24 protein-coding genes, 1 riboswitch and 1 other annotated feature are annotated in these 21395 nt (G+C 36.4%); of the genes, 15 read left to right on the top strand and 9 right to left on the bottom strand.

What is annotated here, in order from left to right; translation table 11 throughout:
- Positions 1-123: 123 nt before the first annotated feature.
- Positions 124-344, bottom strand: a binding site (T-box leader).
- Positions 345-484: 140 nt separating this feature from the next.
- From F0362_RS20300 to F0362_RS20265, 8 genes are all read left to right on the top strand, one after another.
- Complete coding sequence (locus F0362_RS20300; protein WP_000727842.1) at positions 485-841, top strand: hypothetical protein; 357 nt, start codon at positions 485-487, stop codon at positions 839-841.
- A 122-nt stretch (positions 842-963) separates the two neighbouring features.
- Positions 964-2355 carry an adenosylmethionine--8-amino-7-oxononanoate transaminase gene (bioA, locus tag F0362_RS20295; protein WP_000217835.1) on the top strand — a complete coding sequence of 464 codons (1392 nt, stop codon included), beginning with the start codon at positions 964-966 and terminating at the stop codon, positions 2353-2355.
- Complete coding sequence (bioD, locus tag F0362_RS20290) at positions 2352-3080, top strand: dethiobiotin synthase (protein ID WP_000012507.1); 729 nt, start codon at positions 2352-2354, stop codon at positions 3078-3080. The genes bioA and bioD overlap by 4 nt, the downstream gene beginning before the upstream one ends.
- Complete coding sequence (gene bioF / locus F0362_RS20285; RefSeq protein ID WP_001077303.1) at positions 3046-4233, top strand: 8-amino-7-oxononanoate synthase; 1188 nt, start codon at positions 3046-3048, stop codon at positions 4231-4233. Before bioD ends, bioF begins: the two co-directional genes overlap by 35 nt.
- The gene (locus tag F0362_RS20280; RefSeq protein WP_000661287.1) at positions 4230-4970 is read left to right on the top strand and encodes an alpha/beta fold hydrolase; all 741 of its coding nucleotides are present in this window, start codon (positions 4230-4232) and stop codon (positions 4968-4970) included. The genes bioF and F0362_RS20280 overlap by 4 nt, the downstream gene beginning before the upstream one ends.
- Positions 4936-5745 carry a malonyl-ACP O-methyltransferase BioC gene (bioC, locus tag F0362_RS20275; protein ID WP_000608926.1) on the top strand — a complete coding sequence of 270 codons (810 nt, stop codon included), beginning with the start codon at positions 4936-4938 and terminating at the stop codon, positions 5743-5745. The genes F0362_RS20280 and bioC overlap by 35 nt, the downstream gene beginning before the upstream one ends.
- Position 5746: 1 nt before the next feature.
- On the top strand, positions 5747-6745 hold the full coding sequence (gene bioB, locus F0362_RS20270) for a biotin synthase (RefSeq protein WP_000815851.1): 999 nt from the start codon (positions 5747-5749) through the stop codon (positions 6743-6745).
- A 182-nt stretch (positions 6746-6927) separates the two neighbouring features.
- Entirely contained in the window at positions 6928-7248 is a 321-nt protein-coding gene (locus tag F0362_RS20265) for a hypothetical protein (RefSeq protein ID WP_000549775.1), read from the top strand.
- 22 nt (positions 7249-7270) lie between these two features.
- Here the strand turns inward: F0362_RS20265 and ribH are convergent, their stop codons facing one another.
- The 5 genes from ribH to F0362_RS20240 all read right to left on the bottom strand — a co-directional run bounded on the left by ribH (position 7271) and on the right by F0362_RS20240 (position 11578).
- Complete coding sequence (gene ribH, locus F0362_RS20260; protein ID WP_000230897.1) at positions 7271-7732, bottom strand: 6,7-dimethyl-8-ribityllumazine synthase; 462 nt, start codon at positions 7730-7732, stop codon at positions 7271-7273.
- 18 nt (positions 7733-7750) lie between these two features.
- Positions 7751-8944, bottom strand: coding sequence for a bifunctional 3,4-dihydroxy-2-butanone 4-phosphate synthase/GTP cyclohydrolase II (gene ribBA, locus F0362_RS20255; RefSeq protein ID WP_061529590.1), 1194 nt, complete (start codon positions 8942-8944; stop codon positions 7751-7753).
- Positions 8945-8956: 12 nt separating this feature from the next.
- Positions 8957-9601, bottom strand: a complete 645-nt coding sequence (gene ribE, locus F0362_RS20250) for a riboflavin synthase subunit alpha (protein ID WP_149889937.1) — start codon at positions 9599-9601, stop codon at positions 8957-8959.
- Complete coding sequence (gene ribD / locus F0362_RS20245) at positions 9583-10695, bottom strand: bifunctional diaminohydroxyphosphoribosylaminopyrimidine deaminase/5-amino-6-(5-phosphoribosylamino)uracil reductase RibD (RefSeq protein WP_000132003.1); 1113 nt, start codon at positions 10693-10695, stop codon at positions 9583-9585. The genes ribE and ribD overlap by 19 nt, the downstream gene beginning before the upstream one ends.
- Before the next feature lie 307 nt (positions 10696-11002).
- Positions 11003-11146: riboswitch (FMN riboswitch) on the bottom strand.
- A gap of 189 nt (positions 11147-11335) precedes the next feature.
- Positions 11336-11578 (bottom strand): CDGSH iron-sulfur domain-containing protein, encoded by a 243-nt coding sequence (locus F0362_RS20240; protein ID WP_002039507.1) that lies wholly within the window; start codon positions 11576-11578, stop codon positions 11336-11338.
- Positions 11579-11830: 252 nt separating this feature from the next.
- On the opposite strand from F0362_RS20240, the gene F0362_RS20230 reads away from it, so the two are divergent.
- Entirely contained in the window at positions 11831-12076 is a 246-nt protein-coding gene (locus F0362_RS20230) for a DUF2552 family protein (protein ID WP_000360799.1), read from the top strand.
- Between the two features lie 11 nt (positions 12077-12087).
- On the opposite strand, the gene F0362_RS20225 is transcribed toward F0362_RS20230, so the two are convergent.
- Complete coding sequence (locus F0362_RS20225) at positions 12088-13011, bottom strand: alpha/beta hydrolase (RefSeq protein ID WP_000819220.1); 924 nt, start codon at positions 13009-13011, stop codon at positions 12088-12090.
- An 81-nt stretch (positions 13012-13092) separates the two neighbouring features.
- Between F0362_RS20225 and F0362_RS20220 the strand changes: the two genes are divergently transcribed.
- Both F0362_RS20220 and F0362_RS20215 read left to right on the top strand, forming a co-directional pair.
- Positions 13093-13575: a GNAT family N-acetyltransferase gene (locus F0362_RS20220; RefSeq protein ID WP_079519583.1), complete on the top strand. Its 483-nt coding sequence runs from the start codon at positions 13093-13095 to the stop codon at positions 13573-13575.
- Between the two features lie 99 nt (positions 13576-13674).
- On the top strand, positions 13675-14538 hold the full coding sequence (locus F0362_RS20215; protein WP_000201332.1) for a LacI family DNA-binding transcriptional regulator: 864 nt from the start codon (positions 13675-13677) through the stop codon (positions 14536-14538).
- 23 nt (positions 14539-14561) lie between these two features.
- Here the strand turns inward: F0362_RS20215 and F0362_RS20210 are convergent, their stop codons facing one another.
- Together F0362_RS20210 and F0362_RS20205 are read right to left on the bottom strand one after the other, a co-directional pair.
- Positions 14562-15881, bottom strand: a complete 1320-nt coding sequence (locus F0362_RS20210) for a Na+/H+ antiporter family protein (protein ID WP_000994821.1) — start codon at positions 15879-15881, stop codon at positions 14562-14564.
- Between the two features lie 133 nt (positions 15882-16014).
- Complete coding sequence (locus F0362_RS20205) at positions 16015-17013, bottom strand: alpha/beta fold hydrolase (protein ID WP_000898945.1); 999 nt, start codon at positions 17011-17013, stop codon at positions 16015-16017.
- A gap of 122 nt (positions 17014-17135) precedes the next feature.
- On the opposite strand from F0362_RS20205, the gene F0362_RS20200 reads away from it, so the two are divergent.
- On the top strand, positions 17136-17612 hold the full coding sequence (locus tag F0362_RS20200; protein WP_000151924.1) for a ribbon-helix-helix domain-containing protein: 477 nt from the start codon (positions 17136-17138) through the stop codon (positions 17610-17612).
- Between the two features lie 129 nt (positions 17613-17741).
- Here the strand turns inward: F0362_RS20200 and F0362_RS20195 are convergent, their stop codons facing one another.
- Positions 17742-19331 (bottom strand): bifunctional metallophosphatase/5'-nucleotidase, encoded by a 1590-nt coding sequence (locus F0362_RS20195; RefSeq protein ID WP_000265571.1) that lies wholly within the window; start codon positions 19329-19331, stop codon positions 17742-17744.
- Between the two features lie 201 nt (positions 19332-19532).
- On the opposite strand from F0362_RS20195, the gene F0362_RS20190 reads away from it, so the two are divergent.
- The 3 genes from F0362_RS20190 (at position 19533) to F0362_RS20180 (ending at position 21338) form a co-directional block, all read left to right on the top strand.
- Positions 19533-19796: a YqkE family protein gene (locus F0362_RS20190; protein ID WP_000727568.1), complete on the top strand. Its 264-nt coding sequence runs from the start codon at positions 19533-19535 to the stop codon at positions 19794-19796.
- A gap of 68 nt (positions 19797-19864) precedes the next feature.
- On the top strand, positions 19865-20389 hold the full coding sequence (locus F0362_RS20185; protein WP_001227193.1) for a GrpB family protein: 525 nt from the start codon (positions 19865-19867) through the stop codon (positions 20387-20389).
- Between the two features lie 121 nt (positions 20390-20510).
- Positions 20511-21338 carry an aldo/keto reductase gene (locus tag F0362_RS20180; protein ID WP_000547987.1) on the top strand — a complete coding sequence of 276 codons (828 nt, stop codon included), beginning with the start codon at positions 20511-20513 and terminating at the stop codon, positions 21336-21338.
- Positions 21339-21395: the final 57 nt, after the last annotated feature.

Below are 21395 nucleotides of genomic sequence, written 5' to 3'. Positions count from 1 at the left end.
CTGCATATAATTATGCAGGGACGAAGAAATCGCGGTACCACCCTAGCTTGTAAAATGAATGTATCACAAAATAAAGGGTCGTATGATATGCGTTAATAAAATAAAAAACGCCCCTGCAATATATGCAGGGACGAAAAATTCGCGGTACCACCCTAAATTGTGAAACAGTGTCGTTTCACCACTCTTTAGACATAACGGTCTATAACCGTCTTTCACTACTCCTTACGTTTCGTAAAAGAAGCTCCAGGGGGTAATTCATAATTCGCTCTGTACTGGTTCGCACCGACCACCAGCTCTCTGAAATCAGAAATCGAAATACTACTAAATCCTATCAACGCCGATTCATATGATGTTAGTTAAATTTTTATCATATATTCATCATACATGTCAATAAAAATGTGTAATATTTTTTTAGGGAAATAAAGGAGATAGGTTTTAACATTGAAAGATGTGCGTTATAATGAATTCGAAAGGGGAGAAAAGAGTGAAGAAAAAACTAATTCTTTTTACCACCTTACTAGTCATTGGCGGAAGTGCTGGAATTTACACAGCTTTTGCAGCTGAATCAGAGCAGGTGAAGCAAAAGCAAATCCAGCAATCAGAAGTGAAGAAAGTGAAAGAAACGGAAGAGAAGAAGTCGATGGAAAAAGCAGCTGCGAAACTAGGAGTTTCTACTGATGAGAAAACAAAAGAGGAAATTACGAAAGAAGTAAACACAGCTAGATTTGAGAAGCGTCATGATTTATTAATTGAGCATGCAAAACAACTGGGAATTGATACAGAAGGAAAAAAAGATGAAGAGATTATTTTAGAAATCGGAAAGATACAGCATGGAAAGTAGAACAACTTATCGTATGATAAGTTGTTCTTTTTTAAGAACTGTTTAATTTAAAAATAATTGACAGTCTTTTGGATTTAATGTTAACTATATCTATAAACTAGTTAACATTAGGGGTGACAATTGTGACTGTGAATAGTAATACGACTGAAAAATCATCTTATACATATGAAGAATTATCAGAGAAAAATAAAGCTTACGTATGGCACCCATTTACACAAATGAAAGGTTATTTAGAAGAAGATCCTGTCATTATTGAACGTGGAGAGGGAAGAAAGCTATACGATGTAAATGGAAATGAATATTGGGATGGGGTTTCATCTATTTGGCTAAATGTTCACGGACATCAAGTGCCAGAATTAGATGAAGCAATTCGTGAGCAATTAAATAAAATTGCTCATTCTACTATGTTAGGACTTGCTAACGTTCCATCAATTTTATTAGCAGAAAAAATTATTGAGGTTGTACCAGAAGGATTGAAGAAGGTGTTCTATTCAGACTCTGGTTCTACAGCTGTTGAAATTGCAATTAAGATGGCTTTCCAATATTGGCAACATAAAGGGAAACCGAGAAAACAAAGATTTGTTACATTAAAAGAAGCATATCACGGTGATACGATTGGTGCTGTTTCAGTAGGAGCAATAGACTTGTTTCACCAAGTGTATAGTTCACTCTTATTTGAAGCAATTAAAATGCCGTATCCATATACATATCGTTCTCCTTATGGAGATAATAAGGAACAAATTGTAAAAAAACATTTAGAAGAAATGGAAGAAATGCTGAAAGAAAAACATGAAGAAATTGCAGCTATTATTGTAGAACCTTTAATGCAAGGTGCTGGCGGTATGATTACAATGCCGAAAGGATACTTAAAAGGGCTAAGGGATTTATGTACAACATATAATGTTTTATTTATTACGGATGAAGTAGCAACGGGATTTGGGCGCACTGGAAAAATGTTTGCATGTGAACATGAAAATGTGACGCCAGACATTTTAACCGCTGGGAAAGGTTTAACAGGTGGTTATTTACCGGTTGCAGTTACGGTAACGACAGACGAAATATATAATGCCTTCTTAGGAGAATATGAGGAACAAAAATCATTTTTCCATGGTCATAGTTACACAGGTAATCCGTTAGGGTGTGCAGTAGCAATTGCGAATCTAGAATTATATGAAAAAACAAATTTAATAGAAGATGTTGCACGTAAAACAGAATATGTAGCCAAGCAATTAGAAGCGCTCTTTGCATATAAACATGTAGGTGATATTCGTCAGTGCGGGTTAATGATTGGTATTGAACTAGTGAAGAATAAGGAAACGAAAGAATCGTTTGAATGGACAGAAAGAGTCGGTGTGCAAGTATGTAAACGCTCAAGAGATCTTGGCATGATTTTACGACCGCTCGGTAACACGATTGTATTTATGCCTCCTCTTGCTTCTACAATTGATGAGATAGATGATATGTTACGCATTTTATATAAAGCAATCTCAGATGTTACGGAGGGAGAAGAATGAGCGGTTTTTTCATAACAGCAACAGATACTGAAGTTGGAAAAACTGTGGTTGCAGGTGCGTTAGCAGGTGTATATAGAGAGTTGGGATATAACGTAGGTGTATATAAACCGTTGCAAAGTGGACATGTTGCATCAAACCCTGAGGGAGATGCAGCAAGATTAAAAGCATTATCGGGTGTACCGACAAAAGAAGATGAAATTTGTCCTTATTCCATTGAAGAACCGCTTGCTCCGAGACTTGCGATGAAAAGAGCTGGAAGAGTCGTAAAGTTAAAAGACATTATGAGGCACTATGAAGAACTATTAAAAGAGTTTAATAGCGTATTTGTCGAAGGGGCAGGCGGGCTTGCAGTCCCATATACTGAAGATAGTTTAGTAATTGATTTCGCAAAACAATTACAGTTGCCTCTTATTATAGTAGCTCGCCCTACGCTAGGGACAGTAAATCATACTGTCTTAACAATTTCTTATGCACAGGCACACGGTTTAACAGTAGCAGGTGTAATTTTGTCTAGTTGTAAAGAATGTGACAAAGAAAGAGTGCAAGAAAATAAAGAAATGATTGAGGAGTTAAGTGGAGTACCAGTTTTAGGTTTATTACCATTTCTTGAAGGTGAATTTACTAGGGAAAAATTATTGGAATCAGCAAAAGAACATATTATGATTTCAAAATTAGAGGAGTTCATTCAAAATGAATCAAACGTGGCGCACACATCTTCAATCTAAATTACAACAATTACATGAGCAAGGACAGTATCGTAATTTGCATGTAACAGAGCAAGCAGAAGAGACGTGGCTTATTCGAGATAAAAAAAGGTTGTTAAATTTAGCATCAAATAATTATTTAGGATTAGCTGGGGATGAAAGATTAAAAGAAGCTGCTATTGCGTGTACAAAAAAATATGGAACTGGTGCGACGGCCTCTCGCCTCGTTGTAGGAAATTATCCATTGTATGAAGAGGTTGAGAGAAGTGTATGCAACTGGAAAGGTACTGAAAGAGCACTAATTGTAAATAGTGGATATACAGCAAATGTAGGTGCTATATCTGCTTTAGCCTGTCGTCACGATATTGTGTTTAGTGATAAATTAAATCACGCAAGTATTGTTGATGGAATTATATTAAGCGGCGCAGAACATAAAAGGTATCGTCATAATGATTTGGATCATTTAGAGAAGTTATTGAAAATAGCGTCACCTGAAAAGAGGAAATTAATCGTAACTGATACTGTTTTTAGTATGGATGGTGATACTGCATACTTGAGAGAATTAGTGCAGCTTAAGGAGAAATACGGGGCAATCATTATAGTTGATGAAGCGCATGCGAGTGGAATATATGGAATCGATGGAGCTGGGTTATCTCATATAGAAAAAGACATTGCTCAAAAAATTGATATACATATGGGGACGTTTAGTAAAGCTTTAGGGTGCTATGGTGCGTATTTGACAGGCGATGCAATTTATATAGAGTATTTACGAAATATGATGAGAAGCTTTATTTTTACTACAGCCTTACCACCAGGAATATTAGGGGCGATACGAAAAGCAATTGAAATTGTGAAAGAAGATAACGAAAGAAGAGAGAGTCTTATAGCGAATGGTGCATATTTCAGAACCCATTTACGAGAAGCTGGTTTTGATATTGGGAATAGCTCAACTCATATTGTACCGATTGTAGTCGGTTCAAATGAAAATGCTTTACGGTTTAGTAAAAGATTACAAGAGGTAGACATCGCAGCAATTGCAATTCGTCCACCGACGGTTCCAATTAATAGTTCCCGGGTCCGTTTTGCTGTTACGTCACAACATACAATAGCTGATTTAAAATGGGCCATTGACCAAATTATTCACATTGCGAAAGAAGAGGAGCTTTTCGTATGAAAGAGCTAAAGATTATTTTTATCCCTGGATGGGGAATGGAAGAAAATGTTTGGGATTTAGTACTTCCGTATTTCAAAGAATATCCTGTTCAATGCATAGATTGGCGTAACGTGAAAGAGATAGGCGAGTTTGCGGAACGAATAATAGATGTAGCGCATGATGAAAATGTAATTTTAGTTGGATGGTCATTAGGAGCTTTAGCGGCAATTCAAGCCTATAAAAAGATTAAGGCGAAAGGTATCGTATTAATTGGTGGTACTGCTAAATTTACAAATACGAGTGACTATACAAGTGGATGGAATTCTTTGCATGTAGAACGGCTGAAAAAGAATTTGGTAGGGAAGAAAGAAGATACGCTCAAGCGGTTCTATGAAAATATGTTTACGAAAGATGAGTTGAAAGAGAATAAATGTTTTGAAGATATTGTAAAACATTTTAAAGGGGATTCTATTCAGTCTTTACAATTAGGTTTGGATTATTTAATAGAAACAGATATGAGAGGAGAGCTGAAAGAAATTCAAGCACCTATACTATTTATTCATGGAGAGCAGGATGTAATATGTCCATTGTCTGCTGCTCATAGTATGGCGGACAATACAAATGTAACACTCAAGGTAGTAAGTGAGGCAGGACACGCATTATGTATAACAAATTTTGAATATTGTGCAAATGAGGTAATTCAATTTGTAGAGGGGATACGACATGATCAACAAAACGTTACTGCAAAAACGGTTTAACGTGGCAGCTGTATCTTACGATCAATATGCAAATGTACAAAAAAAGATGGCACATTCATTACTTTCTACATTGAATCGACGATATAGTGCAAATTCATCGATACGTATTTTAGAACTTGGATGCGGGACAGGTTATGTCACAGAGAAATTATCAAACTTATTTCCAAAAGCGCATATTACAGCTATTGATTTTGCTGAAAGTATGATTGCGGTTGCGAAAACTAGACCAAATGTAAAAAATGTAACGTTTCACTGTGAAGATATCGAACGATTACGATTAGAAGAATCATATGATGTCATTATTTCAAATGCTACATTTCAATGGCTAAATGATTTAAAACAAGTGATTAGAAATCTATTTCATCATTTGTCTACAGATGGGATACTACTCTTTTCAACGTTTGGACAAGAAACTTTTCAAGAGCTTCACAATTCGTTTCGGAGGGCGAAAGAAGAAAAAAATATACGAAATGAAATAGCGATAGGTCAACGTTTTTATTCGAAAGATCAGTTACGCCATATATGCAAGATAGAAACAGGGGATGTACATGTTTCTGAAACATGTTACATAGAGAGTTTTGCAGAAGTTAGAGAGTTTCTGCATTCTATTCGAAAAGTAGGAGCGACCAATAGTAATGAAGAATCATATTGCCAAAGTCCCTCACTCTTTCGTGCGATGCTTCGTATATACGAAAGAGACTTCACGGGAAATGAAGGGATAATGGCAACGTATCATGCTTTATTTACGTATATAACAAAAGAGGGGAAGAGATGAAATGAAACAAGTACAAACAAAAAGGGATTGGAAAAAACTTGCATACGACGTAGTAGAAGAGAAAATGATTACGAAAGAAGATGCAATAGCAATATTAGAAGCTGATGATACAGAAGTTTTAGAAATTATGAATGCAGCCTACATCATTCGTCATCATCATTTTGGTAAGAAAATAAAATTGAATATGATTATTAATACGAAATCTGGCTTATGTCCTGAAGATTGTGGGTATTGTTCACAGTCTATTATTTCAGAAGCACCAATTGATAAATATGCATGGTTAACGCAGGAGAAGATTGTAGAAGGAGCACATGAAGCAATTCGCCGTAAAGCGGGTACATATTGTATTGTAGCATCTGGCCGTCGCCCGACAGATAAAGAAGTAAATCACGTAATTGGGGCTGTGAAGGAAATTCGTGAAACGACAGATTTGAAGATTTGTTGCTGTTTAGGTTTCTTAAACGAAGATCAAGCAGGACGCTTAGCAGAAGCTGGTGTTCATCGTTATAACCACAACTTAAATACACATGAAAACAATTATGAAAGCATTTGCTCAACTCATACGTATGACGATCGTGTTGATACGGTTCAAAAAGCGAAACAAGCTGGTATTTCACCATGCTCTGGGGCGATTTTTGGAATGGGAGAAACAATTGAAGAACGTGCTGAAATAGCATTTGAATTACAACGTATAGATGCAGATTCTATTCCGTGTAATTTCCTCGTTGCTGTAAAGGGCACACCGCTTGAAGGACAAAAAGAGTTAACACCTGTAGAATGTTTAAAAGTATTGGCGATGATGCGTTTCGTAAACCCAACAAAAGAAATTCGTATTTCAGGAGGTCGCGAAATTAATTTACGTTCTGTACAGCCACTCGGCTTATTTGCAGCAAACTCTATTTTTGTCGGGGATTACTTAACGACAGCTGGACAAGAGCCAACTGCAGACTGGGGTATGATTGAAGATTTAGGATTTGAGATTGAGGAATGTGCACTATAAGATAGAGGAAAAAGCAAACTTGTAAAAGAGTTTGCTTTTTTTGTAAATAAAATGTAATAAAAGGCTATTATCACTTAATACGAATGGGTTTTGAGTGAGAAAAAGAATTTTTGCGGACGAATTTTCCAAGCCCTAGTTGTACATAGTAAATATGTATTTTATATTGGGTTGGAGGATTTTACATGCACAAATACATATTAGCGATTATGACCTGTCTAATTTTAATAAAAGCAATAAGTACTGATCCAGTTAAGGCCGCTGAAAATCCTGAACAAAAAGAGATGCAACAAAGAATTGAACAACATTTTCGAACGAAAGCTGAACATTTTGGATTGAAAACGGAAGGGAAAGATTTAAAGGAAGTACGAAAAGAAATTACTATTATAGAAGAAGCGAAAAAAAGAGAGAATGTATGGAGAACAGCGCAAGCACTTCGTATAAAGACAGAAGGAAAAACGATGAATGAATTAATAAAAGATGTACGAAAAAAAGCGAAAAAATAAAAAGAGGCCGCAGCCTCTTTTTTTATGCCCATTGTTTTGATAAGTGAGCCATTTCAATGGCAGCAACGGCTGATTCATATCCTTTATTACCAGCTTTCGTACCTGCACGTTCAATCGCTTGTTCAATTGTTTCTGTCGTTAATACACCGAAAATAACAGGGATGTCAGTTTGTAGTGATAAAGATGCAACACCTTTTGCTACTTCATTACAAACGTAATCGTAATGTGTAGTAGCTCCACGGATTACAGTACCTAAAGTAATAACAGCATCATACTTTCCGCTACTGGCCATCTTTTTAGCGATTAAAGGAATTTCAAATGCACCAGGAACCCAAGCGACATCAATATCATTTTCTTCTACGCCGTGACGTTTTAATCCGTCTAAAGCGCCGCCAAGTAATTTACTTGTAATAAATTCATTAAAACGTCCAACAACAACCCCAACTTTTAATCCTGTACCAACTAAATGACCTTCGAATACCATAATAAATCTCTCCTTTGATTATAAGTTTAATAAATGTCCTAATTTGTTTACTTTCGTTTGTAAATATGTTTTATTCTCTTCTTTTGTTGGCATTTGCAACGGTACACGCTCGACTATTTCTAAATCGTAACCTTGTAAGCCAGCAATTTTTCTTGGATTATTCGTTAATAATCGTAAACTTTGTAAGCCTAAATCTTTTAATATTTGAGCGCCGATACCATAATCACGAAGGTCAGCAGGGAAGCCGAGTTTTTCATTTGCTTCTACAGTATCGAATCCTTCTTCCTGCAATTTATAAGCGCGAAGCTTATTAAGAAGCCCGATGCCTCGTCCTTCTTGTCTCATATAAAGAAGAACACCTTTTCCTTCACGCTCAATTTGAGCAAGTGCTGCATGGAGTTGTGGTCCGCAATCACAGCGACATGAACCGAATACATCTCCTGTTAAACATTCAGAATGAACACGTACAAGCACCGGTTCACCTGTTGAAATATCACCTTTTATGAGCGCAATATGTTCTTTCGTATCTAATGAGTTAGAATAGCCAATTGCTTGGAAAGTACCGAAATCTGTAGGTAAGGTAATTTCCACTTCTCTTGTCACAAGTGTTTCATGATGGCGGCGATAAACAATTAAATCTTCTATCGTAATCATTTTTATATCAAATTGTTTTGCGCACTGTAGTAAATCAGGTACACGTGCCATCGTACCGTCCTCATTAATAATCTCGCAAATGACTCCAGCAGGTTCTGCTCCGCAAAGTTTTGCTAAATCGACAGCAGCTTCTGTATGACCTGAACGGCGAAGGACACCGCCTTCTTTTGCGATTAATGGAAAGATATGTCCAGGTCGATTGAAATCAGCACCTTTAGATGCAGGGTTTAACAATTCTTGTATCGTAGTTGCACGTTCGTGAGCGCTAATCCCTGTTGTTGTAGAAACATGATCAATGCTCACTGTAAACGCAGTATGATGTGAATCTGTATTATGAGATACCATTGGTTCTAATTGTAGGCGCTCTGCGTACCCTTCCGTAATCGGTACGCAAACGAGGCCGCGACCATGTGTAATCATAAAATTAATTGTTTCTGGCGTAATATACTCTGCTAAAGCGATAAAATCGCCTTCATTTTCTCGGTTTTCATCGTCGCATACGATAACGACTTTTCCTTGTTTTAAATCTTCTAGAGCTTCTTCAATACGATGAAACATTATGTTTCCCCCTTATAGAAATCCGTTTTCTTGTAAAAAGTTTTCGGACATTGACCCCGTTCGTTTTACAGGTTTAGAAATAAAGCGTTCGATATATTTACCAATCATGTCACACTCAATGTTTACGATATCTCCGGCATTCTTTTCTCCGATGACAGATTCGCTTACTGTGTGTGGGATGAGTGAAATTGTTATGGAAGATTCGTCTATATCAAATATCGTTAAACTCGTTCCATCAACAGCAACGGATCCTTTATGCAAACAATAGCGTAGCAATTCATCGGAAATTGCTATTTTGTAATAGACGGCATTGTAATGTTGTTTTTTAGTTAAAATTGTCCCGATGCCATCGATATGTCCTGAAACGAAATGTCCACCAAAGCGCCCGTTTGCAGCCATGGCCCGCTCTAAATTTACTTTAGAGTGTGATTTAAGCAGGCGAAGTGATGTTGATTTCATCGTTTCAGGCATTGCATCAACTGTAAATGAAGTAGTTGTAAAGCTCGTTACAGTTAAGCAAATCCCGTTAACCGCGATACTATCACCTAAATGGACATCAGATAAAATTTTATTTGCATGGATCGTTAATTTCATCGCTTCTCCGCTTTGTTGCATGTTTGTGATCGTTCCTAATTCTTCTACAATTCCTGTAAACATTTCGTCACCTCATTTCGGGCAGTCGCAACAATTTTGATATCATCGCCAATTTGTTTCATCTCTTGAATTTTCAAGGAAAGCGAATCTTGTAATTTTGAAAAACCGTTTCCTCCAAAAAGAGTAGGAGCACCTTTCCCGCCAATTAATTTCGGGCTTATATAGGTTACAATTTCATTGAAATTGTTTGTTTGTAAGAAACTTGCATGAACAGTTTGTCCACCTTCGATGAAGAGAGACAGGATTTGTTTTTCACCGAGTAGATCTAAAACATCTTGAATTTCAATTTGCTTCGTTTTCATTTGGAATATCGCTATATTTTTAGATTCATAAGAAGCTATTTTCTCTTTATTTACATCCTTACCTACAATAATCCATGTCGGTGCTAAAGTATCTGTTATGACATGAGAAGATGGTGGCGTTCGTAAATGGGTATCTAAAATAACGCGAATAGAATGTTTCCCGCCATTTGGAATTCTTGTTGTTAAATGTGGATTGTCGGCTATAACTGTATTCACTCCAACAAGAATTGCATCATGTGTATGGCGATATTGGTGAACGTCAGCGCGTGCTTCTGCACCAGTAATCCACTTACTTTCACCAGTTACAGTGGCTGTTTTGCCATCTAAGCTCATTGCGGTCTTTATCGTGACAAATGGGCGTTTCGTTTTCATGTAGTGAAAAAAGTAGCGATTTAATAAAACTGCTTCCGTTTCAAGAACACCCGTAGTTACTTCGATTCCTGCCTCTTCTAATTTCTTTTTTCCATTACCAGAAACGAGCGGGTTGCAATCAAGGGTAGCAATGACAATGCGCTTAACTCCCTTTTCGATGAGTAATTCACAGCAAGGTGGTGTTTTTCCAAAGTGGCTACACGGCTCAAGTGTTACATAGACGGTAGCGTTTTTGGCTTTCTCACCAGCCATATGAAGGGCATGAACTTCCGCGTGTTCTTCACCAGCACGTAAATGAGCGCCCATTCCGACGATGTTTCCATCTTTTACAACAACAGCACCAACCATAGGATTCGGACTCGTTTGTCCTGATGTCCCCTTAGCTAATTGCAAGGCAATCCTCATATATTCTTGATCAGTCATTCTCTTCACCTCTCCTAAAAAAATCAAAAAACCCCAAGGATTTAATATCCTTGGGGTTTGGGAGACGTGATTTCTAGAATTATAGTTCGAATACGAAAGTACAGGAAAGAAACCTAGCGATGATTGACATTTTTGCATAAGGAAAAAACCTAGCAAAATATCGAATTTTTTAAACGCTAGTTGTCTCTTTTTTATTTCAGTATAAAAAATGAGTATAGAAAACTAAACATATATATAAATTCAAAATGAATGTATAAAAATATGCATACTGAAATAAAAGTGTATTCACTATATAAAAAACTAGAAACATATCCTTCTCCCATCCAGACTATACTGTCGGCCCTAGAGTTTCACTAGATCCACCGTTTTCGAGTTGAAAACGGGTCACGGACTTAGAAGTTTTCACTTCATCACCGCCGGTTGGGAATTTCACCCGACCCCGAAGGATGCTGTTTGGTCAAATTATAGCACAAAAAAGAAAAAAGGCTAGCAAAAAATATTTGAATGTGAAGAATTGTGTGAAAATACATGGAGATTGAAATGGAGACAAAAGTGTTAGAAATGTTGTTAGGAAAAGGAATATCCAGACTTTGATTAAAAGAAAAAACATGCACAAAAAATGTGCATGTCACATACGAAATTACTTTGCCTCTGGTGCTCTAACAACAGATTCGAATTTACCTTTATGCGAAGCATCGCAATAAGGCATATTTTTTGATAAACCACAACGGCATAAAGAAAATGCTGGTTTTGCTGGGAATACATTCCCTTGTGAGTCGACTAATTCCACGTCCCCTGTAACGCGAAAAGAGCCATTATCATTTACTTTAATTTGTACTTTTGCCAACGCTATCCCTCCTTCCCAAACGCTTAATTTCATCATATAATCAAGGGAAGCACTTGACAATATAAAGTGAAACTTTAATTAGTGGAGGGGGTTCATTCCACTGATTATTAGCCTTCACCAATCGGGCGATTACGGGCAGTTAATCTCCCGCCTAACTTCTTTGCTTCAGCTGAATTTTGAGATGGGAGTCTCACTGCCCGTTAACGCGGGATAAAAAGAGCACTTTCTTTGGGAGAGAAGAGAGTGTTATAATGTTTTTTATAACTGACTAGAGTAAGGTGACGAAAGATGGATAAACAATTACTTACATTACGAAATATTGCAAATGAGCGCACGTGGGCATCATTTTTGAATGATAATCATCCATATAGTTTATTGCACTGGTCGATTGCCGGTGTAGGACAAGAAGCGAAGGATGTTTGGTTACTTCAAGATGAGGTAACGTTTCAAACGACAGAATTTCCAACGCTAGATGAAGCTGTGCAATGGATTTCTGAAAACATGGAACAAGTTACAGACGTTTTATCACAATGAAAAAAACAGGCTTATGCAAGCCTGTTTTTTGTTTCTTTTACGTATGTGTTCAAAAATTGATCAAGAGCTGCTTCATACTCCTCTTTATTTTCGTTATAAGAGCAAGCGTGTGCACCGTGTTCTGCAATATAAAGTTGTTTATTATTTTCTTTTGCTTCATATAGAGCTTTTGTCATATCGGCTAAAATATAATCGTCATCTTTACTATGAATAAAGAGAACGGGATTGTTAATGTTTTTTATACAGTCGATTGGTGAAACTTCACGAATTGTATACCCGTCACGAACTTTTAAAAAAGCATTTGCTAATGGTAATAAAGGCCATTTGGGTAAATGGAATTCAACCTTTAAGCGGTGCTGTAATTGCCCATAGAAATCAGAAAAAGGACAATCTGCAATATAGAAATCAGCACCATCTTCTACAAGTCCTGCGTATTGAAGTAGTGTTGCAGCGCCCATAGATTCACCATGAATACCGAGTATTATATTTGTGCCAAAACGACTTTTTAGCCAGTCAACTACTGATTTTAAATCATGTTTTTCATAGTATCCATAGCTTGTTGTTTTTCCTCCGGTTTTACCATGACGACGATGATCATAAATAAGGACATTAAATCCTCTGCTTAAAAATAAGTTTGCATATTTTACAGAGTTCATTTTGTTTACAGTTACGCCGTGACAAAAAACCATAAACTTGTTGGAATGACCTGCAGGAATGTAATATCCATGAAGATCATATCCGAATTGCGAAGGGATATGAATTTCTTCTTTATGAAGAGCGTCAAAATCTTCTATACGAAAATGTTTTTTCGATTCTCTTTCTAGAACTTCTTCCTCTGTTTTTTTCTTCAAGTACATCACTTTATTTGTAAAGAAAATCCCAAGGGCAGTTATCGCACCTAGTATAGTAAACAATGCTGCAAAAAAACGTTTCATACTTTACCTCATCCTCCAAATACCGTTACATGTGATACACTTACATTGTATCACAAGGATAGAAAAGGAGAGAAATAGGAAATGGTGCATATAAAAAAATTTACATCAACAATGAAAGAAAAAATCCGAATGTTCATGTGTGAAAACTGGGGGAGCTCATTGATGGTTTCGCGTGGTAAGGGGCATCAGTTAGAAGAGCTACCAGGATTTGTTGCGTTTTTAGATGACAGAATAATCGGAATTATAACGTATGAAGTGACTGGGAATTTGTGTGAAATTGTATCGTTAGATAGTTTTCAAGAAAGGAAGGGGATCGGGACGAAGCTTGTGGATTGCGTATTGCAAGTTGCTCAAGAAGCACAGTGCCAAGGAGTTTGGCTCATTACAACAAATGATAATATGAACGCGTTACGCTTTTATCAAAAACGTAATTTCATGATGACAAATTTATATGTAAATGCAGTAGAAGAGGCGCGAAAAATAAAGCAAGAAATTCCGCGCATTGGATATGATAATATCCCGATTTTACATGAAATTCAGATGGAGTATCGTTTATTGAAATGATGTAACAATTTTCAGAAATATAAGTTATTATTCTTGACGAATACTGTAATTTAAGTTACCTTAAAATTGTAATCTATTACCATATTAAGGGGTGACGATGTGGCAACTATACGTGATGTTGCAAAATTGGCAGGTGTTTCAGTCGCAACCGTTTCACGAGTTATTAATGAAAAAGGATACGTTCATGACGAAACAGTAAAACAAGTAAAGGAAGCAATTGAGGAATTACGTTATAGGCCAAACAGTGCAGCAAAGCCATTATTTAAAGAGAATTCAACAATCATTGCATTACTTGTAGAGAATTTATGTAACCCATTAAACATCACTTTGCTACATTGTATTGAGGAAATAGCATATAAAGAAGGCTATCAAATAATCGTTTGTAATATAGAGAATAAAGATAGATACATACATATGTTGAAGCAAAATAACGTTGCAGGTGTTATTTTGACAAAATCAGTTTTTAAAAGTCTAGGGAAAATCGAATTCCCATTTGTTGTGATGGAGGAAAAACAACCTCTTACAAATCATTATGAAAGTGGACAGAGGGCTGTTTCTTTATTAAAAGAGAAAGCATGTCACTTTCTTGCTTATTTCGGTGAGGGGGAAGAAAGTGAAGAAATGGAAGAGCGTATATCAGGATTTTTAGACGCTGTTTGGGATGAAGGGATCTCTTATCGAGAAGCATGTGTACAAAGGTATACGAATAAACAGTTTATTACGTTATTGCAAACTCATCCGTATATAGATGGAATTGTAGCTTCAAGTGATAAGGTTGCTACCGAGTTAATTCGAGCAGCCAAATTTCTAAATATACATATACCAGAAAAATTAAAAATTATTGGACCGAATGGGAGTATCGAGAGTGAATGGATAGGTCCATCACTACCAGCAATTGAAAATTACGTCGAAGAAGAAGCGAAAATAGCTTTTCAACAATTAAAAGGGAAAATGAAAAAGTAAAAGGTGCGTTTTATACGCACCTTTTACAATGTAATTGCGGCAATAAAGCCAAATATAAGTAACGGTATATTATAATGCAGAAAAGTCGGTACACATGTATCCCATATATGATGGTGTTGACCGTCAGCGTTTAAACCTGATGTTGGTCCAAGTGTACTATCAGATGCTGGAGATCCTGCATCACCTAGCGCTCCTGCTGTACCGATAATTGCAATTGTAGCCATTGGACTAAATCCAAGCTGAATGCAAAGGGGTACAAAAATTGTTGTTAAGATAGGAATGGTTGAAAAGGATGAACCAATTCCCATCGTAACGAGAAGTCCGATAACGAGCATAAGAAATGCAGCAAGCGGTTTGTTATTTCCGATGAAATGTGCACTCGTTTGCACAAGTGATTCAACATGTCCTGTTTTTCGAAGAACAGCGCCAAATCCAGCGGCAGAAATCATGACAAATCCGATAAAGGACATCATACGCATTCCACTTGTTAATATTGCATCTGCTTCTTTAAGGGGGAGACTACCACTAATTGATAAGACAATAATCCCCGCTAAGGCACCGAAAATCATTGATTCTGTTGCTAATTGAACAGTTAATGTAGCTGTGATAGATAATAATCCGAAAGTGATGCTTCGCTTTGTATAGGGAACGATTTCACTTTCAGCGGTATGAATTTGTTCTGTTTCATATGTACGAGGTTTTCGGTACGTAATGAATACCGCTACACATAATCCGATAATCATTCCGATTGCTGGAATAGTCATCGCTTTTGGGATAAGCGCGACATCAAATGTAAGGCCGCTTTGGGCAGCATTTGTTTGCAATACGTCATGATAAATTTTTCCGAATCCTGCAGGGATCCACATATAAGGTGTAATTAACCCGAATGTAATAATACATGTGACAAGTCTACGATCTACTTTCAGCTCGTTTAATACTTTTAAAAGTGCAGGAATTAAGATTGGGATGAAAGCGATATGAACAGGGATAACATTTTGTGAGAAACAAGCCATTGTTAAAATGATGAATAAAATCAGTATTTTAGAATAAACTTGTTTTTTTGTGTCTTGTTCGTTGCCAATCCATTTTAATGCGGTTTGAATCATGGCATCTGGAAGTCCTGTTTTAGAAAGAGAAATAGCGAAACCGCCAAGCATTGCATAGCTTAATGCGATAGGGGCACTGTTTCCAAGACCAGTTGTAAAAGTGTTAATTGTTTCTGAAATACCGAGTCCGCCGATAAGTCCGCCTGTTAGAGCTCCAATAATAATGGCGACAATGACTTGGACACGTAACAAACTAAGCAATAGCATGACTGCTACTGCGACGAGTACAGCGTTCATAATAGATATAATCTCCCTAATTTTTATTCTGTTAAGGCAAGTGAATATGAAGCAGTTTGCTATATTTATACATAATACTTGCGACATATTATTATAAAATGTTTTCTATGAAATGTAAAAGAGCCTTTTGTATTTAATGATGAAAAGATAGCTCTTGTTTGATGGATTGTAAAGAATTAGCAAATAGTTCTGGTTCTTCTAGATCAGGAGAATGTGCTGAATTTGGAAACCAAATCATTTTCTTTATGGGTGCTTCAATAACATCACAATATTCTTGAACGAGTGCATACGGAGTTTGATAATCATAGCGACCAGAACAAAAATATACCGGAATAGATAAACTTGAAATAGACGAAAAGAAATCGATTGTCAGCATTTCTTCCCATAAAACGCCAGATTTTAAATTTCCTGCGAGAAACTTGAACCAATCTAATAGCGTATACTCAGGAGAAAAGAAACCTTTTCGTATGAAAGAAAAGGAAGATCCGTTTTGGATTGCGCCTCCAAATGTGCCAAGCCACTTTCTTTGAATAATAAGACGTCTCGTATCTAAAAATGGTGGTTTGCCTAATTTTAAAAGGGAAGCTAATGCTTTTTTATGATCATGTTTTTTGGCAGAATGAATTAAATGTTGATATAGCAATTCTTCATTTTGTTTCATATGTACAATTTGCCCTATACCGATGTAAGCCTCGATATATTTTGGATATTGATGTGCTATGTTAAGCCCAATAATACTTCCCCAAGAATGACCAGCGAGAAATAGTTTTTGTTTGTTGAACCTTTTAAGTACATATTGAATCACTTCTTTTGCATCGGAAACGAATTGTTCGATTGTGAAATTTGCTCCGAAATCTTTCATTGAAAAGGATTTACCTGCCCCGCGTTGATCCCAATTAATAACGATAAAGTGCTTCTCTAATTCTTTTTGGAAATGGCGAATAAATCCGATTTGTGCCATGCCAGGTCCGCCGTGACAGCATAATAAAATAGGCTGTTCTACGTTTTGACCACGCATGAGGAGGAATTGTTTTCGGTTGTTAATCATAACGCTTTCCATCGTAGCAATACTATTAGGAATGAGTTGTTTATTTTCATTATAGAACTGTGGGGTACAGCTACGAAAAAGCATATTGAAAACCTCCTTTTCTGAAATCGTATGAATCGCACAGGCTATTTATTTTGCATATACTGTTAGAAAATCATTGTAACATACCATGCTAGTGTCATTTCAACATGGGAGGAGGGGAAATTGTGACGATTGGAGAAATTATAGATTGTTTAAATAGGCGTGAATCCATCGCTATTATAGCAAAGCGCCTTGAAATAAGTCCGTATACATTATCGAAGAAATTAAGGTGGATTGGATACGAGTATGATGGAGAACGGAAGAAACGTATTTTTGTAGGAGATGGAGAAGAACCACGTCACTTACAACTCCAAGAAGCGACCGCCCTTCAATATGCGAAAACAGATTATCAAGTATTAATTTATGAGCAATTACAAAGCATTTATGAATTATTAAGAAAGAGAGAAGAAGTAAGTGCACCAATTATGAGTAAAAGTACAGAAAAAAAGAAACGTACCTTCTCTATTAATAAAGAAATATTAGCAAGATTAGACATCATATCAGAATCAAAAGGGATTCAAAAATCTAAACTTGTAGAAGAGGCATTACAACAATTTTTACAGCAATATGACTTTAACAACACATCACATTTTGATAATTGAAGAAAAGGATACTGTGTTCATTATAAGAACGAGTATCCTTTTCTTTGTTTCATGTATATTACGGCTAGAATAAAGGATAAGTGCATATCCTTTGCAATGAAAAGTACAGAGTGCGTATTTCGAGCGTACTTAATTTATTTTTTGAATTCTACCATCAATAGTTGGTTGAATTGGCTCTTTTACTTGTTTTACATAATCAACTAGTGCTTCAAAGTCATTTGGACCAGTCTCTGCATTTTTACCATTTTTAAATGATACGAATCCATCACCACCAGAAGCTAAGAAAGCATTTGCAACTACGCTATACGTTTTAGATGGAGATAATTCTTCTCCATTTGTTAAGCGTATATTCGTAACCTTTTCACCGTTTGGTTTGCTTGCATCCCAAGTATATTGAATACCTGAAATTTGCAGCATTCTCGTTGTTCCTTTTTGCCATTGTTGATTTAAAATATCACGAATATCTTGACCTGTTAAATCTGCTTTAATCAACTGATTTCCAAAAGGTTGAATGCCGTACAATTCGCCCCATGTAATATCACCAGCGTCTAAGTCATTACGAATCCCACCAGGATTCATAAGTGCGATTTGAGTTTGCATCGTTTGGCGCTGTGCATCGGCAACTAAATTTCCAAGTGTAGATTCACCAGCATCGTTTTGTTTACGGTCAATAGGTGCTGTAGATTTTCCGACTACTTCATTTACAAGAGGTGCGATTTTTTCTTTATATTGATCTAACTTTTGTTTTACTTGTTTATCAGGTTCGACACCTTCATGGTATGTTGTAACAACTTCAGCTTTTTTCTTTACGATATCTTTTGTTTTACGGTCAATTGTTACATCTACGTCTGAGAAAGCCATCCCGTAAGAGTTCGCTTGTACGATAAGTTTATTATTAACAGTACCATTTACATACGTATGACTATGCCCACCGAAAATAACATCAACTTCTGGATCAGCTTCATTTGCAATTCGGTTAAGGTCGCCATTTGTTATACCAGACTCATCTGTCGTTCCGCCAACATGTGCAAGGACGACGATGGATTTAACACCGAGACGCTTTAATTGTTGCGTTGATTTATTAATCGCTTCCACTTCGTCAGTGATCTGTACATTTTTAAGCATAGTAGGCATAACGACATTTGGTGTATCAGTTGTAACGACACCGATGAATCCTACAGGAACACCATCTACCATTTTTACAGTAAATGGTGGTAAGAATAAGCGACCAGTTGATTTGTTATAGAAGTTTGCAGCGACATAAGGGAAGTTTGCTCCTTTGAAATTCCCTGTTTTTTCGTGGTAACCACCGTAAATGAGTCGTTTCATTTCATCGATGCCTTCATCAAATTCATGGTTTCCGATTGTACCTACATCAAATTTTAAGTCATTTAAAAATTCAATCGTTGGTTCGTCTTGTAACAATGCTGAAACTGGTGGACTAGCTCCGACAATATCGCCAGCATGTACGAGAAGTGTATTAGGGTTTTGTTTTTTACGTTCTTTTAAATAAGTGGCTAAGTAATCAGCGCCACCGGCTTCTTTATTATTAATTTTTTTAACAGTATCTAGTTGTCCATGGAAATCATTAATGCCAAGCATTTGTACGTCTATGTAACGGTTTTGTTCGGCTGGAGTCTGAGATGGGGGAGCGGCGAATACACTTGAAAAAGTAATGGTGCTTAAAACTGCGACAGCGGGAATAATTTTTTTCCACATAATTCATTTCTCCTTTTTTTATAATCTGACATCATACGACATAATTTTAATAGATTCATAGGATTATATCTATATAAAAATTTAGTTTTTTAAAAAAATTAACAAATTTACAAATAATGAATAATAGAGTAATGAACCTTTTTTATTGTCGATTTCAGCATGTATCCTCTATAATGGAGAAAAAAGTAAAAGGTGAGCGGTATGAAGAAAAAGAAACAAAGGCAAGTGCAAAGACAATCTCAAATGAACCAACCGAAGAAAGAATCACTTACATTAGGTGATCAATTAAATGATTCACTTATGCAGCAATTAAAGAATAAGAAGAAAGAGTTGCAAGTGAGAGAAGAGAAAAAAGAGGCAGCAGAACTAGAAAGAAAGCGTCAAGAGCAAAAAGAACGTGAAAAGAATAAATCATTTGAAGAACTGTTAAGTGAAAGTAATCTTACTTGGAAAGACTTTAAATAATAACGAAAATGATCAGTGTATATCGCTGGTCATTTTTTTGACGAGCTTGTAAGAAAAGGGGAGTTAAAATGAGAAAAATTGTAGTCGTACCATATGAAAATCATTGGATTGAAAAATTTCAAATGGAAGCTGAAAGATTGAAGTCTGTGCTGCCAGAAACAGTGGAGATTCATCATATTGGCAGTACATCAGTGCCAGGACTAGCAGCTAAACCTATTATCGATATGATTATGGAGGTAGAAAGTATCGATCGTGTAGATCGTTGGAATGAAAGATTTAAAGAGCTTGGTTACATCGTAAAAGGAGAAAATGGTATTTCAAGACGCCGTTATTTTATTCATGGAACGGAGGAAAAACGCTCGTATCACTTACACGTGTTTGAAAAAGGAAATCCTGAGATAGTAAGGCATTTAGCGTTTCGTGATTATATGATGGCGCATTGTGAAGAAGCAAAGGCGTATGCAGTTTTAAAGAGAGAACTAGCCGAAAAATATACATATGATGGCACGTTATATACGGAAGGGAAAAACGAGTTTGTACGTAATATTGATGAAAAAGCAAAAGAATGGAGAAAAGGAAACGTAAATAATTGAGTTCGTATTTTTAGTGTATAAAATTATTATGTCAACTATACGTATATTTTGACTTTTTGGATGAATCTTGTTGAAATAAAGTAGTGGTTTATAAAATGTAACAATGAAAGGGAGAACGACTGTGCATATTCCAACAACTACACTTCATAATGGCGTGAAAATGCCGATGATTGGTCTAGGCGTCTATAAAGCGAAAGAAGGCGACGAAGTAAAGCAAGCAGTAAAAACAGCGTTAGAAGTTGGATACCGTTCGATTGATACAGCAGCTGTATATGAAAATGAAAGCGGTGTCGGTGAGGCAGTTCGTGAATCAGGAATTTCGAGAGAAGACATATTTATTACAACAAAAGTTTGGAACGACGATCAAGGATACGAGGAGACACTCGAAGCATTTGAAAACAGCTTAAAGAAATTACAGATGGACTATGTAGATTTATATTTAATCCACTGGCCAATTAGAGGGAAGTATATTGAAACGTACCGAGCTTTAGAAAAATTGTATGAAGAAGGTAAAGTACGCGCGATTGGTGTTTCTAATTTTCATAAACATCATTTAGAACTGTTATTACCAAATTGTAAAGTGAAGCCTATGGTAAACCAAGTGGAACTTCACCCGATGTTAACACAATTTGAATTGCGTAATTTCTGTGAAGGTGAGCAAATTCAAATGGAAGCGTGGAGTCCGTTAATGAGGGGCGGCGAAGTATTCGAGCACCCAATTATTCAGGGGATTGCTAACAAATATGAAAAAACACCCGCACAAGTTATATTACGATGGGATATTCAAAGTGGGATAGTAACGATTCCTAAATCTGTGACACCATCTCGTATTCAGGAGAATTTTACTATCTTTGATTTCTCATTAACTGAAGAAGAGATGAATCAAATTAATACGTTAAATCGCAATTTACATGTAGGAACGAATCCGGACAAATATGATACGTTATAAAAAAGACTGCCTCCTAATGTTTAATGTTGGGGGCAGTCATCTGTTTTTATCAGTAAA

Source organism: Bacillus sp. BS98 (assembly GCF_008432245.1).
Lineage (GTDB): Bacteria > Bacillota > Bacilli > Bacillales > Bacillaceae_G > Bacillus_A > Bacillus_A toyonensis.
This window is presented reverse-complemented; position numbering and strand designations above follow the sequence as displayed.

Excerpts from the sequence above, each read along its gene's own strand:
- F0362_RS20230 (WP_000360799.1), top strand. The coding sequence starts at position 11,831 with ATGGATAAACAATTACTTACATTACGAAATATTGCAAATGAGCGCACG.
- F0362_RS20280 (WP_000661287.1), top strand. The coding sequence starts at position 4,230 with ATGAAAGAGCTAAAGATTATTTTTATCCCTGGATGGGGAATGGAAGAA.
- ribH (WP_000230897.1), bottom strand. The coding sequence starts at position 7,732 with ATGGTATTCGAAGGTCATTTAGTTGGTACAGGATTAAAAGTTGGGGTT.
- F0362_RS20190 (WP_000727568.1), top strand. The coding sequence starts at position 19,533 with ATGAAGAAAAAGAAACAAAGGCAAGTGCAAAGACAATCTCAAATGAAC.
- ribBA (WP_061529590.1), bottom strand. The coding sequence starts at position 8,944 with ATGTTTCATCGTATTGAAGAAGCTCTAGAAGATTTAAAACAAGGAAAA.
- bioF (WP_001077303.1), top strand. The coding sequence starts at position 3,046 with ATGAATCAAACGTGGCGCACACATCTTCAATCTAAATTACAACAATTA.
- bioB (WP_000815851.1), top strand. The coding sequence starts at position 5,747 with ATGAAACAAGTACAAACAAAAAGGGATTGGAAAAAACTTGCATACGAC.
- F0362_RS20205 (WP_000898945.1), bottom strand. The coding sequence starts at position 17,013 with ATGCTTTTTCGTAGCTGTACCCCACAGTTCTATAATGAAAATAAACAA.
- F0362_RS20210 (WP_000994821.1), bottom strand. The coding sequence starts at position 15,881 with ATGAACGCTGTACTCGTCGCAGTAGCAGTCATGCTATTGCTTAGTTTG.
- F0362_RS20225 (WP_000819220.1), bottom strand. The coding sequence starts at position 13,011 with ATGAAACGTTTTTTTGCAGCATTGTTTACTATACTAGGTGCGATAACT.
- F0362_RS20220 (WP_079519583.1), top strand. The coding sequence starts at position 13,093 with ATGGTGCATATAAAAAAATTTACATCAACAATGAAAGAAAAAATCCGA.
- F0362_RS20265 (WP_000549775.1), top strand. The coding sequence starts at position 6,928 with ATGCACAAATACATATTAGCGATTATGACCTGTCTAATTTTAATAAAA.
- F0362_RS20240 (WP_002039507.1), bottom strand. The coding sequence starts at position 11,578 with ATGATGAAATTAAGCGTTTGGGAAGGAGGGATAGCGTTGGCAAAAGTA.
- F0362_RS20195 (WP_000265571.1), bottom strand. The coding sequence starts at position 19,331 with ATGTGGAAAAAAATTATTCCCGCTGTCGCAGTTTTAAGCACCATTACT.
- ribD (WP_000132003.1), bottom strand. The coding sequence starts at position 10,695 with ATGACTGATCAAGAATATATGAGGATTGCCTTGCAATTAGCTAAGGGG.
- bioD (WP_000012507.1), top strand. The coding sequence starts at position 2,352 with ATGAGCGGTTTTTTCATAACAGCAACAGATACTGAAGTTGGAAAAACT.
- bioC (WP_000608926.1), top strand. The coding sequence starts at position 4,936 with ATGATCAACAAAACGTTACTGCAAAAACGGTTTAACGTGGCAGCTGTA.
- F0362_RS20185 (WP_001227193.1), top strand. The coding sequence starts at position 19,865 with ATGAGAAAAATTGTAGTCGTACCATATGAAAATCATTGGATTGAAAAA.
- ribE (WP_149889937.1), bottom strand. The coding sequence starts at position 9,601 with ATGTTTACAGGAATTGTAGAAGAATTAGGAACGATCACAAACATGCAA.